The organism is Bacillus sp. PK3-037, from assembly GCF_054161355.1.
Window position 1 is genome coordinate 1,132,386 of record NZ_CP096408.1, and the last position, 17,428, is coordinate 1,149,813.

Consider the following 17,428-nt stretch of genomic DNA (forward strand, 5'->3'; position numbering starts at 1 on the left):
GGAGATGATGACATGCTGACAGAACAGCCCAACTGGCTCCTGCAACGGGCACAGCTAACACCTGAGAGAATCGCTCTCATTTATGGAGATCAAACCGTGACATTTGCTGAATTATTTGCCGCATCCAAACGAATGGCGTCCCAGCTTTCCGCTCATTCTTTTCGAAAAGGGGACACCGCGGCTCTTCTGCTCGGAAACCGGGCGGAGATGGTATATGCCGTACACGCGTGCTTTTTGCTCGGCGTAAAAGCGGTGCTGCTGAATACAAAGCTGTCTAAACATGAAAGGCTGTTCCAGCTGGAGGATTCCGGCGCCCGCTTTTTATTGACGGATGAAAGTTTTGATATGCAGGATTATAAGCATATGATTGAAACCATTAATGTGGATGAACTGGTAAAAGAAGATGCACAGGATATTGAAATTGAGCCATACATGCAAATGGACGCAACGGCGACTCTTATGTATACCTCCGGGACAACCGGCAAGCCCAAGGGAGTTCAGCAAACGTTTGGAAATCATTATTTCAGTGCGGTGTCTTCTGCTCTTAATTTGGGTATAACAGAACAAGACCGCTGGCTTATCACGCTGCCGCTCTTTCATATCAGCGGACTGTCCGCATTATTTAAATCTGTGATTTACGGAATGACGGTCGTGCTTCACCAGCGTTTTTCCGTAAGTGATGTATTGGATTCTATCGACAGGCATCAAGTTACGATTATTTCTGCGGTGCAGACAATGCTGGCAAGTCTTTTGGCAGAAACAAGCTGCTGCCCGTCATCCCTCAGATGCATCCTGCTCGGAGGAGGTCCTGCGCCGCTTCCTTTGCTGGAAGAATGCCGAGAGAAAGGCTTCCCCGTCTTTCAATCATACGGAATGACGGAGACGTGCTCACAAATCGTTACTCTCTCGCCGGAATTCAGTATGGAAAAGCTCGGATCAGCAGGAAAACCGCTGTTTTCATGCGAAATCAAAATTGAGCGGGACGGAAAAGCGTGTGAGCCGTTTGAACACGGTGAAATTATGGTGAAAGGCCCGAATGTCATGAAAAGCTATTTCAACCGGGAAAGCTCAAATAAAGCATCCTTTCAAAATGGCTGGCTGAAAACAGGCGATCTCGGTTATTTGGACAGTGAAGGGTTTTTATATGTATTAGACAGGCGATCAGACCTTATCATTTCAGGCGGAGAAAATATTTATCCCGCTGAAGTGGAGTCTGTGCTGCTTTCTCATCCGGCTGTTGCAGAAGCCGGCGTTTCAGGCGCGGAGGACATAAAATGGGGAAAAGTGCCTCATGCTTATCTTGTGCTCCATCAGTCTGTCAGCGCTGAAGAACTGACCGTTTTTTGCAAAGAACGATTGGCGAAATATAAAGTTCCGGCAAAATTCTTTGTATTAGAACGCCTGCCGCGCAATGCGTCGAATAAGCTATTGCGAAATCAGCTGAAGGATGCGCGTAAAGGAGAACTGTTATGATCGAAATAGAAAAAATTACGCTTTATCATTTAAGCATGAATCTAAAAAAACCGTTCAAAAACAGTATTGAGACGCTTCAGGAGCGCAAATTTTTGATCGTGGAAGCCATCGATATATCCGGAGTTACAGGATGGGGAGAAGTGTCTGCATTCTCCTCACCGTGGTACACCGAGGAAACGATTGGCACTTGTCTGCATATGCTGAAGGATTTTTTTATTCCTAATGTCGTCGGACGTGAATTCAGCCACCCCTCTGAAGTGCCGGACAGCTTGGCGCGCTATAAAGGTAACAGGATGGCAAAAGCGGGGCTTGAATCGGCTGTTTGGGATATTTATGCAAAAAAGAAAGGGATTTCTCTTGCGGAGGCATTAGGAGGGACAAGAGACAAAGTCCCTGCCGGAGTCGTTGTCAGCTTAGCGCCTCTTGAGGATATGCTAAAAGAAATTGAAGCTTATCAAAAAGAAGGCTATCAAAGAATAAAAATTAAAATTCAGCCAGGACAAGATGTGGAACTGGTAAAAGCCATCCGCAGCCGATTTCCTGGCATCCAGCTTATGGCGGATGCGAATTCCTCTTATGAACTCAAGGATATCAGCCGCTTAAAGGAGCTTGACGAATATCATTTAATGATGATTGAACAGCCGCTCCAAGCTGATGATATTGTTGATCACCGCCACTTGCAGAAGCATATGAAAACGGCGATTTGCCTTGATGAAAGCATTTGCTCAGCTGATGACGCGAGACGGGCGATTGAGCTGGGAAGCTGCAAAGTCATTAATATCAAGCCTTCTCGTGTCGGCGGATTGACGGAAGCTCTGAAAATCCATGATCTGTGCAAGGAGCACAATATGCCGGTTTGGTGCGGAGGAATGCTGGAGACTGGCATTTCAAGAGCGCAAAACGTGGCGCTGGCTTCCTTGCCCCAATTTACGATACCGGGCGATATTTCGTCATCTTCAAGGTATTGGGATGAGGATATCGTGACCCCTGATATCCGTATCGATAACGGATTTATTTCTGTGTCGAAACAGCCTGGTTTAGGGGTTGAAGTAAATCAGGAAATCATGCGAAAATATGTGACCAAAATGGATGTTTTCACACAGCATGGATGAGAAAAAGGCATTTTATCAATTTGAGAGAATGTGAGTGTGCTGTTAGAGTAAAAGCGTTGAATACATCCCTTCTCGTTTGACCGGCTGCTGAACCAGCCGGTTTTTTTATGCGAAAAATATCTTGACAGAAATGGACAAACGCGATAATTTTGCACTAAGGAAACTTTTTGTCCTATATAAACAAAACATGCTTTTGTCTAATTAAATGTCACATGTCTAAGAAAACACAACATAAGATAAAACAACAGGACATCGATGACAAAGAGGAGGGAACAAATGAAAAAAAGAGGACTGATAGCGGCATTGATCCTTGCATGCCTTGCTTTAACGGGGTGTGGATCAGAGTCTTCCGGTAAAAGCTCTGATCAGCGGCTGCAAGTGACGGCAACGACATCCCAAATTGCGGACGCGGCTGAAAAAATCGGCGGAAAGCATGTGAAGGTCACTTCTTTAATGGGACCGGGAGTAGACCCGCACCTTTACAAAGCGTCACAAGGTGATACGAGAAAATTGACATCAGCAGACGTTGTGCTGTACAGCGGCTTGCATCTCGAAGGGAAGATGGAAGACATTCTCCGTAAAATCGGTGAACAAAAACAAGCGGCGGCGGTTGCCGAAGCGATTCCGAAAAGCAAGCTTATTTCTGCGGGAAAAGGGAAGATGTATGATCCTCACGTCTGGTTCAGCATCCCATTATGGATTTACGCAATTGATGAAATCGAAGAGCAATTCAGCAAAGCGGTGCCTGAGCATGCGGATGACTTTAAGAAAAACGCACAAGAGTACAAAGATAATTTGCAATATTTAGATAAATGGGCTCGTCAGGAGATTGCGAACATTCCGGAGAAAAGCCGTGTGCTTGTAACCGCTCATGATGCGTTTGCGTATTTTGGGAAAGAGTATGGATTTAAAGTAGAAGGCCTGCAGGGGCTCAGCACAGATTCAGATTATGGTTTAAAGGATGTACAGGACCTGGTTGAGCTTTTGGCAGAAAAACAAATTAAGGCTGTTTTTGTAGAAAGCAGCGTGTCTGAAAAATCAATTAATGCCGTAGTGGAAGGGGCTAAAGAAAAAGGCCATTCGGTGTCAATCGGCGGTCAGCTCTATTCGGATGCAATGGGTGAAAAGGGGACAAAAGAAGGCACATACGAAGGCATGTTCCGCCATAATATCAACACGATTACCGAAGCGCTTAAATAAGGAATAGAGGTGAAAGAAATGTTTCCTGTTGAGCTGGAAAATGTAACAGTCGCTTATGATAAAAAGCCCGTTCTGCAAGAGATTTCGCTGCAGGTGCCGGAAGGGAAATTAATCGGTATTATCGGCCCGAACGGCGCTGGGAAGTCCACTTTGATCAAAACGATTCTCGGTCTTGTGCCCCGTGCATCAGGGGACATCTCCATTTACGGCGAAACTTATAAACAACAGCGGACAAGAATCGGATATGTGCCGCAGCGAGGTTCGGTTGATTGGGATTTTCCTACCAGCGCTCTCGATGTCGTGCTGATGGGAAGGTACGGCCGAATCGGCTTGCTGAAAAGACCGAAAAAGGCAGACACGGAAATGGCTGAAGCGGCTTTGGAAAAAGTCGGCATGCTCGATTATGCGAACAGGCAGATCAGCCAGCTGTCAGGGGGCCAGCAGCAGCGGGTATTCCTTGCCCGGGCACTCTGTCAGGACGCCGACATTTACTTTATGGATGAACCGTTTGCCGGCGTGGATGCAGCGACGGAGCGGGCAATCATGACTCTTTTGGCGGAGCTTAAGAATAAGGGCAAAACCGTACTTGTCGTCCACCATGACCTGCAAACCGCCGAAGACTATTTCGATTGGATATTGCTGCTTCATTTAAGGAAAATCGCCTTCGGACCGGCGGAGGAAGTGTTTACGATTGAAAACCTTCAAAAAACGTATGGAGGAAGGCTGACATTTCTAAAAGATAAAGTGCTGGCAGAAGGTAATAGGGGGTGAGCGCATTGATAGAAAGTTTGTGGCTGCAGCTCCAGCATCCGAATACACAGTGGGTGTTGGCCGGGACGCTTTTGCTCGGCGCAGCAAGCGGTGTTTTGGGGAGCTTTGTGCTGCTTAGAAAACAAAGTTTAATCGGAGATGCGATGGCCCATTCTACCCTGCCGGGTGTGTGTCTCGCTTTTCTGTTCACCGGAGAAAAATCGCTCCCTTTCTTTTTGCTCGGCGCGGCGCTTGCAGGGCTTCTCGGAACGTGGGTGATTCAGCTGATACCGCGGCTTTCAAAAACAAAAGAGGACTCGGCAATTGGGATCGTTCTCTCTGTGTTCTTTGGCGTCGGTATTATACTGCTGACATATATTCAGCGGCTGGGGTCTGGAAGCCAAAGCGGACTTGATTCTTTTCTGTTCGGCCAGGCTGCTTCATTAGTCAGACAGGATATCATTCTTATTGCGGGAGTATCCGCCGTTTTATTGCTGCTTTGTACTGCCTTTTTTAAGGAATTTAAAATCATCACCTTTGATATCGCATTTGCAAAGGGATTGGGATTGCCGGTACGTTTTTTAAACGGACTTTTGGCCTGTCTTATTGTCTGCGCTGTTGTGATAGGGCTTCAAACTGTAGGTGTCATCTTAATGGCAGCTATGCTCATTACACCCGCGATTGCCGCAAGATATTGGACCGAGCGTTTAACGGGCATGATCGTGATTGCCGGGATGACAGGCGGGATCAGCGGCGTGTCCGGAACATTGCTGAGTACAACAATGGAGGGCATGGCGACGGGGCCTTTGATGATTTTATCGGCAACGATCATTTTTCTTTTTTCGATGATTTGTGCACCTAAGCGGGGACTGGCTGCTAAAGGGATAAGATTAATAAGGCTGCGTAGAAAAACAAACCGGGAGCAGGTGCTTCTGACGATTTTTGAGCAGTATGAACATAAGGAAATATATGTAACGGAGGAAAGTATACGAAAGAAAAGGCGGCTTTCACCTTCATTATGTCATAAAGTTTTGAATGATTTGGAAAAAGAGAGGTGCGTTGCACGGGTTGAAAACGGGATTTGGAAAGTGACACAGGCTGGGATAGAAAAAGGTTATCTGACGGCTTTAAAATATCGGATGTATGAAATGTACCTCATGCATGAAATGGATATAGAAAAAGCAGGTGCGGATCAGGATGATTTTGTGCCGGACCGATTGCCGGAGGCTACAAGAGATAGGCTTCTTTCACTTTTGAAGCTGCATGGCAGGATGCCTGAGCTCCGTCAGCCATACCCTGAAATCAAGAAGGGGAAGATTGCCAATGAGCTTTGAAGCGTGGATTATAGTGACGGGCATACTAGTCGGTGTCAGCTGTGCGTTGATCGGAACATTTCTTGTATTAAGGAGAATGGCAATGCTGGCCGATGCCATCAGCCATACTGTTTTGCTTGGAATTGTTGGTGCTTTTCTTGTGACAAAAAGCCTTGACGGGATTCCTATGTTCATCGGTGCAGCCGTGTCGGGACTGTTAACGGCATTTTTGGTACAGCTTCTTCACAGCAAAGGGGTTCAATCAGATGCCGCCATAGGCGTTGTTTTTACCTCCTTATTTGCAGTTGGTGTCATTTTGTTATCAGTATATGGAGCGAATGTCCATCTCGATATTGAACATTCATTAATGGGAGAAATCGCTTTTGTGCCATGGAATACGATCACGGTATTCGGAGTGGACATCGGGCCAAAAGCGTTTTGGATGCTGGTTGTTGTGCTGCTTTTCAATATAACGATGGTCAGTGTGTGTTATAAGGAGTTCAAAATTTCTTCGTTTGATCCGCAAATGGCTTTGGCCATCGGAATACCGGTCATGCTGATTCATTACCTCCAGATGGGGATGCTGTCGCTTACGACCGTTGCCTCCTTTGATTCGGTCGGCGCCATATTGGTTGTGGCGATGCTGATTGTTCCGCCTGCTGCCGCCCATCTATTAACGGACCGGCTGCTTTATATGCTGATTATCAGCGCGGTCATCGGAGGGCTGTCAGCTCTATTGGGCTATATCTGCGCAACATGGATCAATGTTTCCATCTCCGGAGCGATGGCGGCAATGACAGGAGTTTTTTATGCAGGTGCCTTTTTATTTTCGCCGTCAAACGGAGTGATGACGAAAAAGATAAGAACGCTCAAAACAGAAAAAGAAAGAGCTGTCTGATGCCAGCTCTTTCTTTTGATTTTTACAAATCTTGCGGTTTAAACGTTTTGCAGTCTGTTTCCCGGCTGTTTTCGGCAGTCTCGCCAGTATGGCTGACAACATAAATGGCATCGGCTGTGCATCTGTTGCCTTTGTCCCAATAAGAACAGTTGTTGACCTCGCATAGGATTTTCTGGTCCATGCCATCCCCTCCTTATAAAGGTTCAAGCTTAGTATAGCCGGAGGGCTTGGGCCCTATTCTTCCTGCTGGCGGATATACCGTTTATCCTTCATAAACAGCTTCCAGAAGAAGTAGAAGCCTGGGAACAGGATAATGAATGCAACGATATATGTCATAAACAGCGCTCTGAACGTGGCGGGCTCGGTGAAACCGGACATGATCGTCACGTCAGGATAAATCATATAAGGGAGGTGGGCGCGGCCGTACGCGTAGCTTGCGAGGAAATACTGTATCGCAATCGCGACAAGCGCCAGTCTGGGTTTCCCAATCTTTTTGCCGAAGCTTTTGTTAGGCAGAAAAAGAGCTATGCCTGCGATGATGAATGTAATAAACGAAGCAATAATCCAGGAAAAATCATTCATCATTCCAGTATAAAGCCAGTTTGCTTCATTCCGCATCGTCAGCATAATGCATACGGCAAATAGGAGCGAAATCGGGCCGGTGATTAAGGCGCTTTTTCTGTACGCCGTGTAGGCGTCCTGTTCCTCAGCCACATTCGAAACATCCGCCAGCAGCAGGGAGGATAAAAATAAAGTGCTTAAAATCGCAAACCCTATAAATGAATAGGCGTTTGGGCTTGTCAAAATGGTAGACATATTCAAGCTGTATACGCCGTCTGTGTTTTCGATAAATCCACCGTGTGTCACCGGGAGAACCAAAATCAGAACAGCGGGAATAATAAAACCGGAGATGCCGGAAATATATCTGAGCAATTTCCTTTCCTTCGCTGTGTTTGAAAAAACGAGAAATCCGCTTCGGATTGCTAATAGCAATAAAATAATGCTGCCGGGAATTAATAAAACAGTTCCGAGCACAAACGTCGCACCTGGAAAAAAGCTGAAAAGCGCAACGACAATGGCCACGATAAAGACGTTAGTGACCTCCCAAGTCGGCGACAGAAAGCGGTTTGCGATATCGGTTGCCTTCATATGCTCCTTGTTTAAATAGATTATAGACCAAAATCCCGCTCCGAAATCCATTGTGGCCATGACGGCGTAAATAAACACAAAACCCCAAATAATTGAGATGGCGATCAGAGCGTCAGTTGAAATGTCCATTTGTCGATCTTCCTTCCATTTAGTTTCCTGCTTGCGAAGCTATTGAGACTCCGCCGTATTTAAATCCTCATCCACAGGGTGCTTTTTGAAATAGTAAAGCAGCACATAAACGACAGCTGCGCCCAACACGGCGTAAACAAATGTGAAAAACAGAAAGAGCACACCGATCGAGCCTGTCGTCGTGACGACATCTGATGTTTTCAGCAGATGATAGATGACCCACGGCTGTCTCCCCGTACAAGCGAAAATCCAGCCGAATTCAATTCCAATAATGCTGAGAGGACCGGCCGTCATGAAAATCAACAGCAGCCAGGTTGGAAAACGATCTTTCTTTAATACTTTTCTCCAGACGACACCGATAATGGAATAAAGAATAAGCAGCATTCCGACACCGACCATCGCGTTAAATAACGTGTGGATAAAAAGCGGCGGCCATTCGTCTTTCGGAAACGCATTTAATCCTTTTACAACAGTGTCAAAACTGTTGGCTGCCAAAAAGCTTAATGCCCACGGAATCTCGATTGCCCATTTCACTTTTTCCTCTTCCGGATCGGTAAATCCGCCGATTGCAAGCGGGGCATGGGATCTTGTTTCAAACAGGCCCTCTGCTCCGGCGAGTTTTTCCGGCTGATATTCATGCAGCATCTGTGCTGATTCGTGGCCGTTTAAGGCAGTTATCAATGAAAAGATACCGCCGATCGTCAGCGCGAGCAGCAGGGCTTTCCGGTGAAAGCGATAGACGTTTTCTTTTTTTCTCGACCGGATCATTTTGTATGCGGCAACAGAAGCAACGATAAAGGCTCCTGTCATGAACGCAGACAGAACGACATGGCCGGCGGTTACAAAAAAGCTTGGGTTAAAAAACGCGGCCCACGGATCAACATCAGTGATCTTTCCGTTTATAATTTTAAATCCGGCCGGGGTTCCTTCAAAGGCATGGACATTCGTGATCAGAATGGCAGACGCCGCGGCCCCGATCAGCACAAAGACAACAGCGATAATCCTCATGACCGGCGATAAGCGGTCTGCGGCATATACATAAATCGACATAAACAGGGCTTCGATAAAAAAAGCGTAGATTTCAATTTGGAATGGCAGGGACATGACCCGGCCGATGACTTCCATAAAACCCGGCCATAAAAGCGCGAGCTGAGTACCGGCAATGGTTCCGGTCGGAATGGCCACCCCCAGCAAAACAGCCTGTGCTTTTGTCCATCTCTTCGCCATGATGGCATAATGGTCATCCTTCGTTTTTTGATAGATCAATTCAGCTATTAAAATCATGAGCGGCAGACCGACTCCCAAGGTTGCGAAAATGATATGAAAGCCCATTGTCGTACCAAAAAGACTCCTAGCCAAAACTAAATCATCCACAATCATAAACCACCTTTCTCAAAACGATCTGTATGTAATATGGGTTTATTATTTGCTTCCTCGGTTAGATTATTCTTCCTGTTCTTAAAAGCGTGAGGTTTATGAAGCGAAAGATCGGGAAACCTGTAAGGAGATTGACAAAATGTTTGTTAGGATATAAAATAAAACGTAATTATTACGATTTGATAAGGAGAGATAGACATGAAGGAAGAAATTCATCCGAAGAATCACAAAGTAATATTTCAGGATGTAAACAGCGGATACCGCTTTTTGAGCAGGTCTACCAAAACATCGGAAGAAACAGCGGAATGGGAAGATGGAAACACATATCCGGTTATTAAAGTAGAGGTAAGCTCAGATACTCATCCGTTTTATACAGGCCGCCAGAAATTCAATGAAAAAGGCGGAAGAGTCGAGCAGTTCAACAAAAGATATAACATGGGAAAATGAGGCAGCCGCAGGGCTTGCCTTTTTTTCTGGTCTCAACATCATGCCGATAGGATGACGAAAGGCAGGGGCTGTGATATATTGAAGAAAAAAGACCGGAAAGGAATACCGCTATGAGTCTTCTAAATGATATTCTTGACTTTAATAAAACTTTTATTGAACAAAAAGATTATGAAAAGTATCAGACATCAAAATTCCCGGATAAAAAAATGGCGATTCTTTCTTGCATGGACACTCGTTTGGTTGAATTGCTGCCGCATGCGATGAATATGCGAAACGGTGACATCAAAATTATAAAGAGTGCCGGTGCGCTTGTTACACACCCGTTCGGAAGCATTATGAGAAGTTTACTGGTTGCAGTGTACGAGCTGAACGCAGATGAAGTCTGTGTAATCGGACACCATGATTGCGGTATGAGCAAAATCAGCAGCGAAAGCATGCTTAATAGAATAAAGGAAAGAGGAATTCCGGAAGAACGCATCGAAACATTGAAGTACTCCGGAGTTGACTTTGACCAATGGTTTAAAAGCTTCGATTCAGTTGAAGCGAGCGTAAAAGACAGCGTGGACGTCATTAAACATCATCCGCTGTTCCCGGAAACTGTGCCTGTCCATGGTTTAGTCATTGATCCTGAGACAGGGAAACTGGATGTTGTCGTAAACGGCTATAACGCTTAATCTTTGCGCTTTTTTTCAGGGACGGGATCGACACCGCCCGGATGAAAGGGATGGCATTTCAAAATCCGTATGAGAGTCAGCCATGCGCCTTTAAGGGCGCCGTGCGTTTTAATGGCTTCGATTCCATATTGTGAACAAGTCGGATAAAAGCGGCATGTTGGCGGCGTCAGCGGCGAGATGAATTTTTGGTACCCTCTGATCAGAGCAATAAATATGGTTTTCATGTGTCTTCAGCAACCTTTCTGATGCAAGTATAAAAAAAATAACGAGGTTTGAAAAGTTGTTCGATAATTCTTATCGGAAAGGTATGTTATAATAAAAATACATTTTTAAAAAAAGGGAGAGTGCCATTATGCCTTCAGTAGAAAGTTTTGAACTTGACCATAATGCGGTTGTTGCCCCATACGTAAGACATTGCGGTGTGCATAAAGTAGGAACAGACGGTGTTGTAAATAAATTTGATATTCGTTATTGCCAGCCGAATAAACAGGCGATGAAGCCTGATACGATCCATACACTTGAGCATTTGCTCGCGTTTACGATTCGCACTCATGCTGAGAAATATGATCATTTTGATATTATTGATATTTCGCCAATGGGTTGCCAAACCGGCTACTATCTTGTTGTCAGCGGAGAGCCGACTCCTGCGGAAATCGTTGATCTGCTTGAAGACACAATGAAGGAAGCTGTAGAAATTACCGAAATTCCGGCTGCCAATGAAAAGCAGTGCGGCCAGGCGAAGCTTCATGACCTGGAAGGCGCAAAACGTTTGATGCGTTTCTGGCTGTCACAGGATAAAGAAGAATTGCTAAAAGTATTTGGCTAAATAGAAAAAAGACCTTTTTGCCCGAAAGCAAAAAGGTCTTTTTTGTGACGTTACAGATTTTGTATACCATTTGCTGTAAGCGTTTGCTACTATTGAGGTAAACGACGAAAAGGGTGATGGAATGAAAAAGATGGTCGCTGCAGTACTTTTTTCTGCTGTTTTTTTACTGAACGGGTGCGGATCTGAGGAGAATAAAGCACATACAGCAGCTGAGACGCCTGAGGTATTAGATGTAAAACTCACCGGACCGGAAAAAGTGAAGCCGGGAGAGAATGCTGCTTATAAAGCGGCGGTTTCTTACGGAGATGAAGCGGTGACAGATGCTGATGAAGTGGAGTTTGAGGTATGGAAAGACGGAGAAAAAAACGACAGCAAAATGTTTAAAGCCAAACAGGAAGATGGCGTATATCAATTTGAGACAGAGTTTAAGGAAGATGGCGTATACACTGTCCAATCTCATGTCACTGCAAAAAAACAGCACAGCATGCCGACCATAAAAGTCCAAGTCGGAGACGCCGATGCTGTCACCAAGCAACCTGAAGAAAATCAATCACACCATCATTGACCTTTTGGGTCTGAACCGGGAGCATTTCCTTCTTGAGGAGGGTCAATCGTGTGTTTCACATTATAGGCTTTTACAGTCGTCCAAACACTTACGAGCAAAACAGCCAGCACAATCAAAATACTTATCGTGATGAGAAGCGTCATGATTCCACCTCCGTTTTCAATAATTGTAACATAGTGGAAGACACTGTGACAGACGGGTAAAATAAAGGTTTTAGCGTACGATATGAAGGGTATACACCTAATATAAACAAGGAGGAAGATAATATGTCAGAACAATTGATTCAAGCTGTGAACAAACAAGTAGCCAACTGGACGGTCATGTATGTGAAACTACATAATTATCACTGGTATGTAAAAGGGAAAGATTTCTTTACACTGCATGAAAAATTTGAGGAGCTTTATAACGAGACAGCAACTTATATTGATGATTTGGCAGAGCGTCTTTTGGCTTTAAACGGAAAACCGATCGCGACAATGAAAGAATCTTTGGAAACAGCTTCTGTAAAAGAAGCGAACGGAAACGAAACAGCAGAACAAATGGTTCAGAGTGTGTATGATGATTTTACAGTCATCGCGGAAGAACTGAAAAGCGGCATGGACTTAGCCGATGAGGTTGGAGACGAAACAACAGGGGACATGCTTCTTGCCATTCACCAAAATATTGAAAAACATAACTGGATGCTAAAAGCTTACCTTGGATAATAGAAAAGAAAGGCCGGATATCTTTGAAGATGTCCGGTTTTTGTTTTGCCTTGCAAAAATAGGCGACAACTAGTCCATTTTTCTGAAAAATCCAATCCGTTCGGCATGCTTTCCATAGAATATGGTAAGGCCGTTTCTGTGAAAGGATGTTGGGATAAATGGATAGAGACTTTGGCATCTTTTCGTTTTTTGCAGTCAGCGTTTCAGCAGCGGGGTTTTTCTTCGGAGGTTTTCAGTACTCACTCCTCATTCTGCTGTCTCTTATGGCAATTGAATTTATCAGTACGACCTTGAAGGAAACGATTATTCACAAACTGGCGTTCAAGAAGGTTTTTGCCCGTTTCGTCAAAAAATTAGTTACGTTGGCTCTGATCTCTGTCTGCCACTTTTTTGACCAGCTGCTGAATACACAGGGATCAATACGTGACTTGGCCATTATGTTTTATATTCTTTATGAATCTGTGCAAATTGTCGTGACAGCCAGCTCTCTCGGTATACCTGTTCCGGAAATGCTTGTGGATCTATTAGAAACGTTAAAAAATAAATTCAGGCGCAAACCGTAACTTTTATCTGTTCGCGGGTCATAATAAAGCCCAGAGCGTCAGTCATTTGCATTTTGACAAGAGCTGCGGCCAAAAGCTGTACGAGCTGGTCTATCGTTTCAGATCCGGATGGCGTGCTGGGTTTCCCTTATTTTTTGATAAAAAGCTTCCGAAGAAACGTAACTGTGGTATGATGTATGGAAGATAGCTAGGAACGGATTTGAGGGATAAACATGTACGAGTTTAAAGATTATTATCAGAATACTGTTCAGCTCTCCTTTGACAATCAGCCCTTTTCGGACAGCCCGAAGCATGTCTGGGTCATCTGCCGTTTTGGTGACAAATGGCTTTTGACAGAACATGAGGACAGAGGCTTTGAATTTCCGGGCGGGAAAGTGGAACCGATGGAGTGCGCGGAAGAGGCGGCGCTTCGAGAAGTAAAGGAAGAAACAGGGGCGAGAGTGAAAAGCCTCAAGTATCTCGGACAGTATAAAGTTCTCGGAAAAGAAAAGGTTATTGTGAAAAATATATATTTTGCAGATATAGAGAAGCTTGAAAAGCAAAGTGATTACTTTGAAACGAAAGGGCCGGTTCTGTTTCATGAACTTCCGGAAAACCTGCCCCGCAATAAAAAATTCAGTTTTATTATGAAGGATTCTGTGCTTCCCATCAGTTTGAAAAAACTGAAAGAATCGGGATGGATCAACTAAAGACCCGGCTATCCGCCGGGTTTTTTATGTTCTGCCCTTCGTCCATTTCTTTTCTAACAGTTCTACGCCCTGATACATCAGGGTGGCAAATACAGCAATGATCAACAGGCTTAAGAAGACGAGTGTAAAATTGAAGACTTGGAATCCGTAAATAATCATGTATCCTAATCCGACCTTTGAAACAAGAAATTCGCCTACGATAACACCGACCCACGATAAACCGACGTTTACCTTCAGTGTTGAAATAATAGCGGGCGAAGATGCGGGAAGAATCGCTTCTTTAAAAATAACCCACTTGTTTGCGCCGAATGTTTTCATTACTTTAATATAGTTTTCATCCACCTCTTGAAAGGCAGTATAAACGACGATGGTTGTGATGATGACACTGATGACCGCTCCCATCGCGATGATGCTGACAAAGCCGGGACCGAGCGCGACAATCAGAATAGGTCCGAGCGCCACTTTCGGCATTGCATTTAAAATGACAAGATACGGATCTAATATCCTGGCAAGCCGATTAGACCACCATAACAACGCGGCAAGACACGTGCCCAGGAAAGTCCCCAGCAAAAAGCCAAGCACCGTCTCAAATAAAGTAACCCCGATATGCGACAGCAATGAGCCGTCAGCAAGCTTTTCTATCAGTAAACGCCATACGGCTGACGGCGAGCTGAAGATCAGAGGATCAATCCAGCCCTGTCTGCTTGCAATTTCCCATCCGGAGAAAAAGAGGATAAATATCGCAAGCTGAAAAGAATGCACATTCCATTTCTCTTTTTTCTGTTTCAATTGAAATTGCTCATGCAGCAGATCAATTGTTTCTTTGCTGTTTCTCAAGTGAATTCAGCTCCTTCCATATCGTTTGAAACAGCGTCTGGAAGGATGGCTCCTGCCGGGCGTCAAAAGGCATCATCGCAGCCAATTCTCTAGGGATTGTAAAAATTTGATGAATGGTGCCTGGCTGATTAGAAAATAAAAAGATGGTATCACTCATCGCAATCGCTTCCCCTATATCATGAGTGACAAGCACCGCTGTTTTTTGATATTCCTTTAATGTGCGGAAAACGAGGTTTTCCAAAGACAGCTTCGTTTGAAAATCAAGCGCGGAAAATGGCTCATCCAGCAACAGCAGACTTGGATTTGGGGCTAGAGTTCTTGCAAGCGCAGCCCGCTGCCTCATCCCGCCTGACAGCTCCTTAGGATATTTCTTTTCAACATCAACTAGACCCAGATCCGGCAAAAGACCAAGTGCCGCGGCCTTGTTTTCTTCAGTAAGCGTGTCGGCAATTTTTAAACCGAGGAGCACATTTTCCTCAATGGATTTCCAGGGAAATAAGTAATCCTGCTGAAGCATGTAGCCAATGTTATGTTCTTTTTGATTCGGCTCGCGGCCTTCAATCAGGACTCTGCCTTCCGAAGGTTCAATCAAGCCTGCAATTATGGAAAGCAGTGTTGTTTTTCCGCAGCCACTCGGACCGAGAAATGAGATGAAATCGCCTTTTTCGGCATCGAAATGAATGTCCTGTACGGCGGTTGTTTTTTCTTTAATAGAAAAATAAGTATGAGTTACATGGTCGACATGTAAAAAAGACATAGATGGCGCCTCCTATTTTTCCGAGGTGACTTTTTCGGCGATGTGTTTGTTCACAAGCTGACTGTATGGTATATGCTTTGGCAGTTCACCCGACTGATCCATAATTGTTTGGAGCAGTTCCCATTCTTTTTCGTTGAGGAGCGGGTCTGGAGAATACGAATTTTGTTTTTTGTAGCGTTCAATGGACGTTTCGATGACATCTGGATCTGTATCGTCAAATTCATTTTTAATCGCTTCTGTGATGTCCTTCGCTGAGTGATTTTCCACCCACTGCTGCGCTTTATAAATAGCTCTCGTGAATTTGACGGCTGTATCCTCGTTTTTCTTTAAATAGCTTTGTTTTGCCATAAATGTTGTATAAGGAACCTGGCCTGATTCTTCTCCGAACGAAGCAACGATGTGGCCGATACCTTCTTTCTCAAAGAGTGAAGCAGTCGGTTCAAAAAGCTGGACATACTCACCGGTTCCGGATGCAAAGGCATTGGATATATTGGCGAAGTCTATGTTTTGGATGAGTTCAATATCCTGATGCGGATCAATGTGATGTTGGTTCAGCACATACTCGCCGACCATTTGCGGCATGCCGCCTTTTCTCTGGCCGAGAAAAGTCTTTCCTTTCAGCTGATCCCAGCTGAAATTTTCGGCATCTTCTCTTGCGACAAGGAACGTTCCGTCTGTCTGAGTCAGCTGTGCGAAGTTAATGACAGGGTCTTTAGCCCTTTGCGATTCGACATAAATGGATGTTTCTGATCCGACAAGAGCAATGTCCGAGCCGTTTGAAAGAAGCGATGTCATCGTTTTATCGCCGCCCCAGGTCGTATTGACGTCGACATCAAGGCCTTCATCCTTGAAAAAGCCTTTAGATTCCGCAACATATAAAGGTGCATAAAAAATGGAATGGGTCACTTCGGCTACTTTTACTTTCGTGAGTGTTTCTTCCTGCTTGCAAGCGCTCAGGGCAATGATGAGAAACACACTGCAAACGCAGAAACAGCCCAGCCTTAACCATTTGTTCACATGACAACCTCCTTATTTAGCATCAAGTTAATATCCTTTTTTGCTTTACATATCGTATGATGGGTATAAAAATGTGTGAATGCCTAATCCGGGTTACAGGATTTATTTTTAAAGGCAGGAAAGAATAAAGAAAAAAGGAGGCGGGAGCATTGATTGTTGAGAAAAGAAGATTTCCGTCGCCGAGCCGGCATGTGCGCTTGTTTACCATCTGCTACCTTTCAAATGGCTTAAAAGTGAAAGGGCTGCTGGCGGAGCCGGCGGCACCTGGGCAATATGACGGATTTTTATATTTGCGCGGCGGTATTAAAAGTGTTGGAATGGTCAGACCGGGCCGAATTATCCAGTTTGCGTCCCAAGGATTTGTGGTATTTGCCCCCTTTTACAGAGGGAACCAGGGAGGGGAGGGCAACGAGGATTTTGCAGGAGAAGACAGAGAGGATGCTTTTTCCGCTTTTCGCCTGCTTCAGCAGCATCCGCAAGTCAAAAAGAACAGAATTCATATTTTCGGTTTCTCAAGAGGCGGCATTATGGGAATGCTTACTGCGATTGAAATGGGACGGCAAGCGGCTTCATTCGTTTCGTGGGGAGGCGTCAGTGATATGATTCTTACATATGAAGAGCGGCAGGATTTACGAAGAATGATGAAAAGAGTGATTGGGGGAACGCCGAAAAAGGTGCCTGACGAATACAAATGGCGAACGCCTTTTGACGAAGTGAACAAAATTGAGGCACCCGTTTTATTAATTCACGGAGAAAAAGATCAAAACGTTTCCATTCAGCATTCGTATTTATTTGAGGAGAAATTAAAACAGCTGCACAAGCCTGTAGAGACGTGGTACTACAGTACATTCACACATTATTTTCCGCCGAAGGAAAACCGGCGTATTGTGCGGCAGCTCACGCAGTGGATGAAAAACCGCTGACGGTGAAATATGTTATGATATAGAA

General features: G+C 44.8%; 22 protein-coding genes. 14 read left to right on the top strand and 8 right to left on the bottom strand.

What is annotated here, in order from left to right:
• Positions 1-12 precede the first annotated feature (12 nt).
• From M1D69_RS05850 to M1D69_RS05875, 6 genes are all read left to right on the top strand, one after another.
• Positions 13-1,473, top strand: a complete 1,461-nt coding sequence (locus tag M1D69_RS05850; RefSeq protein ID WP_458104303.1) for an o-succinylbenzoate--CoA ligase — start codon at positions 13-15, stop codon at positions 1,471-1,473.
• Positions 1,470-2,585: an o-succinylbenzoate synthase gene (gene menC, locus M1D69_RS05855; RefSeq protein ID WP_458104302.1), complete on the top strand. Its 1,116-nt coding sequence runs from the start codon at positions 1,470-1,472 to the stop codon at positions 2,583-2,585. Before M1D69_RS05850 ends, menC begins: the two co-directional genes overlap by 4 nt.
• A gap of 276 nt (positions 2,586-2,861) precedes the next feature.
• On the top strand, positions 2,862-3,785 hold the full coding sequence (locus M1D69_RS05860; RefSeq protein ID WP_458104301.1) for a metal ABC transporter solute-binding protein, Zn/Mn family: 924 nt from the start codon (positions 2,862-2,864) through the stop codon (positions 3,783-3,785).
• A gap of 18 nt (positions 3,786-3,803) precedes the next feature.
• Positions 3,804-4,556 (top strand): metal ABC transporter ATP-binding protein, encoded by a 753-nt coding sequence (locus M1D69_RS05865; protein ID WP_458106194.1) that lies wholly within the window; start codon positions 3,804-3,806, stop codon positions 4,554-4,556.
• Between the two features lie 5 nt (positions 4,557-4,561).
• Positions 4,562-5,869, top strand: coding sequence for an iron chelate uptake ABC transporter family permease subunit (locus tag M1D69_RS05870; protein WP_458104300.1), 1,308 nt, complete (start codon positions 4,562-4,564; stop codon positions 5,867-5,869).
• Positions 5,859-6,746 (top strand): metal ABC transporter permease, encoded by an 888-nt coding sequence (locus tag M1D69_RS05875; RefSeq protein ID WP_458104299.1) that lies wholly within the window; start codon positions 5,859-5,861, stop codon positions 6,744-6,746. The genes M1D69_RS05870 and M1D69_RS05875 overlap by 11 nt, the downstream gene beginning before the upstream one ends.
• Positions 6,747-6,768: 22 nt before the next feature.
• Here M1D69_RS05875 and M1D69_RS05880 read toward each other — a convergent pair whose 3' ends face one another.
• From M1D69_RS05880 to M1D69_RS05890, 3 genes are read right to left on the bottom strand one after another with little or no spacing between them, the layout of a single operon-like run.
• Complete coding sequence (locus tag M1D69_RS05880; RefSeq protein WP_010331596.1) at positions 6,769-6,927, bottom strand: DUF1540 domain-containing protein; 159 nt, start codon at positions 6,925-6,927, stop codon at positions 6,769-6,771.
• 53 nt (positions 6,928-6,980) lie between these two features.
• Positions 6,981-8,024 carry a cytochrome d ubiquinol oxidase subunit II gene (locus M1D69_RS05885; RefSeq protein WP_458104298.1) on the bottom strand — a complete coding sequence of 348 codons (1,044 nt, stop codon included), beginning with the start codon at positions 8,022-8,024 and terminating at the stop codon, positions 6,981-6,983.
• Positions 8,025-8,063: 39 nt separating this feature from the next.
• A complete protein-coding gene (locus M1D69_RS05890) occupies positions 8,064-9,398 on the bottom strand; it encodes a cytochrome ubiquinol oxidase subunit I (protein WP_458104297.1) in 1,335 nt (444 codons plus the stop codon).
• A gap of 201 nt (positions 9,399-9,599) precedes the next feature.
• On the opposite strand from M1D69_RS05890, the gene M1D69_RS05895 reads away from it, so the two are divergent.
• Together M1D69_RS05895 and M1D69_RS05900 are read left to right on the top strand one after the other, a co-directional pair.
• Positions 9,600-9,848, top strand: coding sequence for a type B 50S ribosomal protein L31 (locus M1D69_RS05895; RefSeq protein ID WP_458104296.1), 249 nt, complete (start codon positions 9,600-9,602; stop codon positions 9,846-9,848).
• A 110-nt stretch (positions 9,849-9,958) separates the two neighbouring features.
• Complete coding sequence (locus tag M1D69_RS05900; RefSeq protein WP_024122594.1) at positions 9,959-10,522, top strand: beta-class carbonic anhydrase; 564 nt, start codon at positions 9,959-9,961, stop codon at positions 10,520-10,522.
• Here M1D69_RS05900 and yidD read toward each other — a convergent pair.
• Entirely contained in the window at positions 10,519-10,746 is a 228-nt protein-coding gene (yidD, locus tag M1D69_RS05905; RefSeq protein WP_458104295.1) for a membrane protein insertion efficiency factor YidD, read from the bottom strand. The genes M1D69_RS05900 and yidD overlap by 4 nt on opposite strands.
• A 128-nt stretch (positions 10,747-10,874) precedes the next feature.
• Here yidD and M1D69_RS05910 point away from each other — a divergent pair, with 128 nt between their 5' ends.
• Both M1D69_RS05910 and M1D69_RS05915 read left to right on the top strand, forming a co-directional pair.
• Positions 10,875-11,348, top strand: coding sequence for an S-ribosylhomocysteine lyase (locus M1D69_RS05910; protein WP_458104294.1), 474 nt, complete (start codon positions 10,875-10,877; stop codon positions 11,346-11,348).
• A 121-nt stretch (positions 11,349-11,469) separates the two neighbouring features.
• A complete protein-coding gene (locus M1D69_RS05915; RefSeq protein WP_458104293.1) occupies positions 11,470-11,913 on the top strand; it encodes a FixH family protein in 444 nt (147 codons plus the stop codon).
• On the opposite strand, the gene ytzI is transcribed toward M1D69_RS05915, so the two are convergent.
• The gene (ytzI, locus tag M1D69_RS05920) at positions 11,907-12,056 is read right to left on the bottom strand and encodes a YtzI protein (RefSeq protein ID WP_044153683.1); all 150 of its coding nucleotides are present in this window, start codon (positions 12,054-12,056) and stop codon (positions 11,907-11,909) included. The genes M1D69_RS05915 and ytzI overlap by 7 nt on opposite strands.
• Before the next feature lie 123 nt (positions 12,057-12,179).
• Between ytzI and M1D69_RS05925 the strand changes: the two genes are divergently transcribed.
• From M1D69_RS05925 to ytkD, 3 genes are all read left to right on the top strand, one after another.
• A complete protein-coding gene (locus tag M1D69_RS05925; RefSeq protein WP_010331587.1) occupies positions 12,180-12,617 on the top strand; it encodes a Dps family protein in 438 nt (145 codons plus the stop codon).
• 158 nt (positions 12,618-12,775) lie between these two features.
• Positions 12,776-13,180 carry a phage holin family protein gene (locus tag M1D69_RS05930; protein ID WP_024122591.1) on the top strand — a complete coding sequence of 135 codons (405 nt, stop codon included), beginning with the start codon at positions 12,776-12,778 and terminating at the stop codon, positions 13,178-13,180.
• 212 nt (positions 13,181-13,392) lie between these two features.
• On the top strand, positions 13,393-13,869 hold the full coding sequence (gene ytkD, locus M1D69_RS05935; protein WP_458104292.1) for an RNA deprotection pyrophosphohydrolase: 477 nt from the start codon (positions 13,393-13,395) through the stop codon (positions 13,867-13,869).
• Between the two features lie 24 nt (positions 13,870-13,893).
• Here the strand turns inward: ytkD and M1D69_RS05940 are convergent, their stop codons facing one another.
• The 3 genes from M1D69_RS05940 to M1D69_RS05950 are packed head-to-tail and all read right to left on the bottom strand — an operon-like array spanning position 13,894 to position 16,480.
• A complete protein-coding gene (locus M1D69_RS05940) occupies positions 13,894-14,706 on the bottom strand; it encodes an ABC transporter permease (protein ID WP_326157626.1) in 813 nt (270 codons plus the stop codon).
• Complete coding sequence (locus tag M1D69_RS05945; protein WP_024122588.1) at positions 14,681-15,463, bottom strand: ABC transporter ATP-binding protein; 783 nt, start codon at positions 15,461-15,463, stop codon at positions 14,681-14,683. The genes M1D69_RS05940 and M1D69_RS05945 overlap by 26 nt, the downstream gene beginning before the upstream one ends.
• 12 nt (positions 15,464-15,475) lie before the next feature.
• Positions 15,476-16,480 carry an ABC transporter substrate-binding protein gene (locus M1D69_RS05950; protein WP_458104291.1) on the bottom strand — a complete coding sequence of 335 codons (1,005 nt, stop codon included), beginning with the start codon at positions 16,478-16,480 and terminating at the stop codon, positions 15,476-15,478.
• Between the two features lie 149 nt (positions 16,481-16,629).
• On the opposite strand from M1D69_RS05950, the gene M1D69_RS05955 reads away from it, so the two are divergent.
• Complete coding sequence (locus M1D69_RS05955) at positions 16,630-17,403, top strand: alpha/beta hydrolase family protein (RefSeq protein WP_458104290.1); 774 nt, start codon at positions 16,630-16,632, stop codon at positions 17,401-17,403.
• Positions 17,404-17,428 lie beyond the last annotated feature (25 nt).

Bases quoted from the DNA above. Each gene is read 5' to 3' on its own strand.
- M1D69_RS05925 (WP_010331587.1), top strand. From the start codon at position 12,180: ATGTCAGAACAATTGATTCAAGCTGTGAACAAACAAGTAGCCAACTGG.
- yidD (WP_458104295.1), bottom strand. From the start codon at position 10,746: ATGAAAACCATATTTATTGCTCTGATCAGAGGGTACCAAAAATTCATC.
- M1D69_RS05900 (WP_024122594.1), top strand. From the start codon at position 9,959: ATGAGTCTTCTAAATGATATTCTTGACTTTAATAAAACTTTTATTGAA.
- M1D69_RS05915 (WP_458104293.1), top strand. From the start codon at position 11,470: ATGAAAAAGATGGTCGCTGCAGTACTTTTTTCTGCTGTTTTTTTACTG.
- M1D69_RS05875 (WP_458104299.1), top strand. From the start codon at position 5,859: ATGAGCTTTGAAGCGTGGATTATAGTGACGGGCATACTAGTCGGTGTC.
- M1D69_RS05885 (WP_458104298.1), bottom strand. From the start codon at position 8,024: ATGGACATTTCAACTGACGCTCTGATCGCCATCTCAATTATTTGGGGT.
- menC (WP_458104302.1), top strand. From the start codon at position 1,470: ATGATCGAAATAGAAAAAATTACGCTTTATCATTTAAGCATGAATCTA.
- M1D69_RS05850 (WP_458104303.1), top strand. From the start codon at position 13: ATGCTGACAGAACAGCCCAACTGGCTCCTGCAACGGGCACAGCTAACA.
- ytkD (WP_458104292.1), top strand. From the start codon at position 13,393: ATGTACGAGTTTAAAGATTATTATCAGAATACTGTTCAGCTCTCCTTT.
- M1D69_RS05895 (WP_458104296.1), top strand. From the start codon at position 9,600: ATGAAGGAAGAAATTCATCCGAAGAATCACAAAGTAATATTTCAGGAT.
- M1D69_RS05865 (WP_458106194.1), top strand. From the start codon at position 3,804: ATGTTTCCTGTTGAGCTGGAAAATGTAACAGTCGCTTATGATAAAAAG.
- M1D69_RS05945 (WP_024122588.1), bottom strand. From the start codon at position 15,463: ATGTCTTTTTTACATGTCGACCATGTAACTCATACTTATTTTTCTATT.
- M1D69_RS05930 (WP_024122591.1), top strand. From the start codon at position 12,776: ATGGATAGAGACTTTGGCATCTTTTCGTTTTTTGCAGTCAGCGTTTCA.
- ytzI (WP_044153683.1), bottom strand. From the start codon at position 12,056: ATGACGCTTCTCATCACGATAAGTATTTTGATTGTGCTGGCTGTTTTG.
- M1D69_RS05910 (WP_458104294.1), top strand. From the start codon at position 10,875: ATGCCTTCAGTAGAAAGTTTTGAACTTGACCATAATGCGGTTGTTGCC.
- M1D69_RS05880 (WP_010331596.1), bottom strand. From the start codon at position 6,927: ATGGACCAGAAAATCCTATGCGAGGTCAACAACTGTTCTTATTGGGAC.
- M1D69_RS05860 (WP_458104301.1), top strand. From the start codon at position 2,862: ATGAAAAAAAGAGGACTGATAGCGGCATTGATCCTTGCATGCCTTGCT.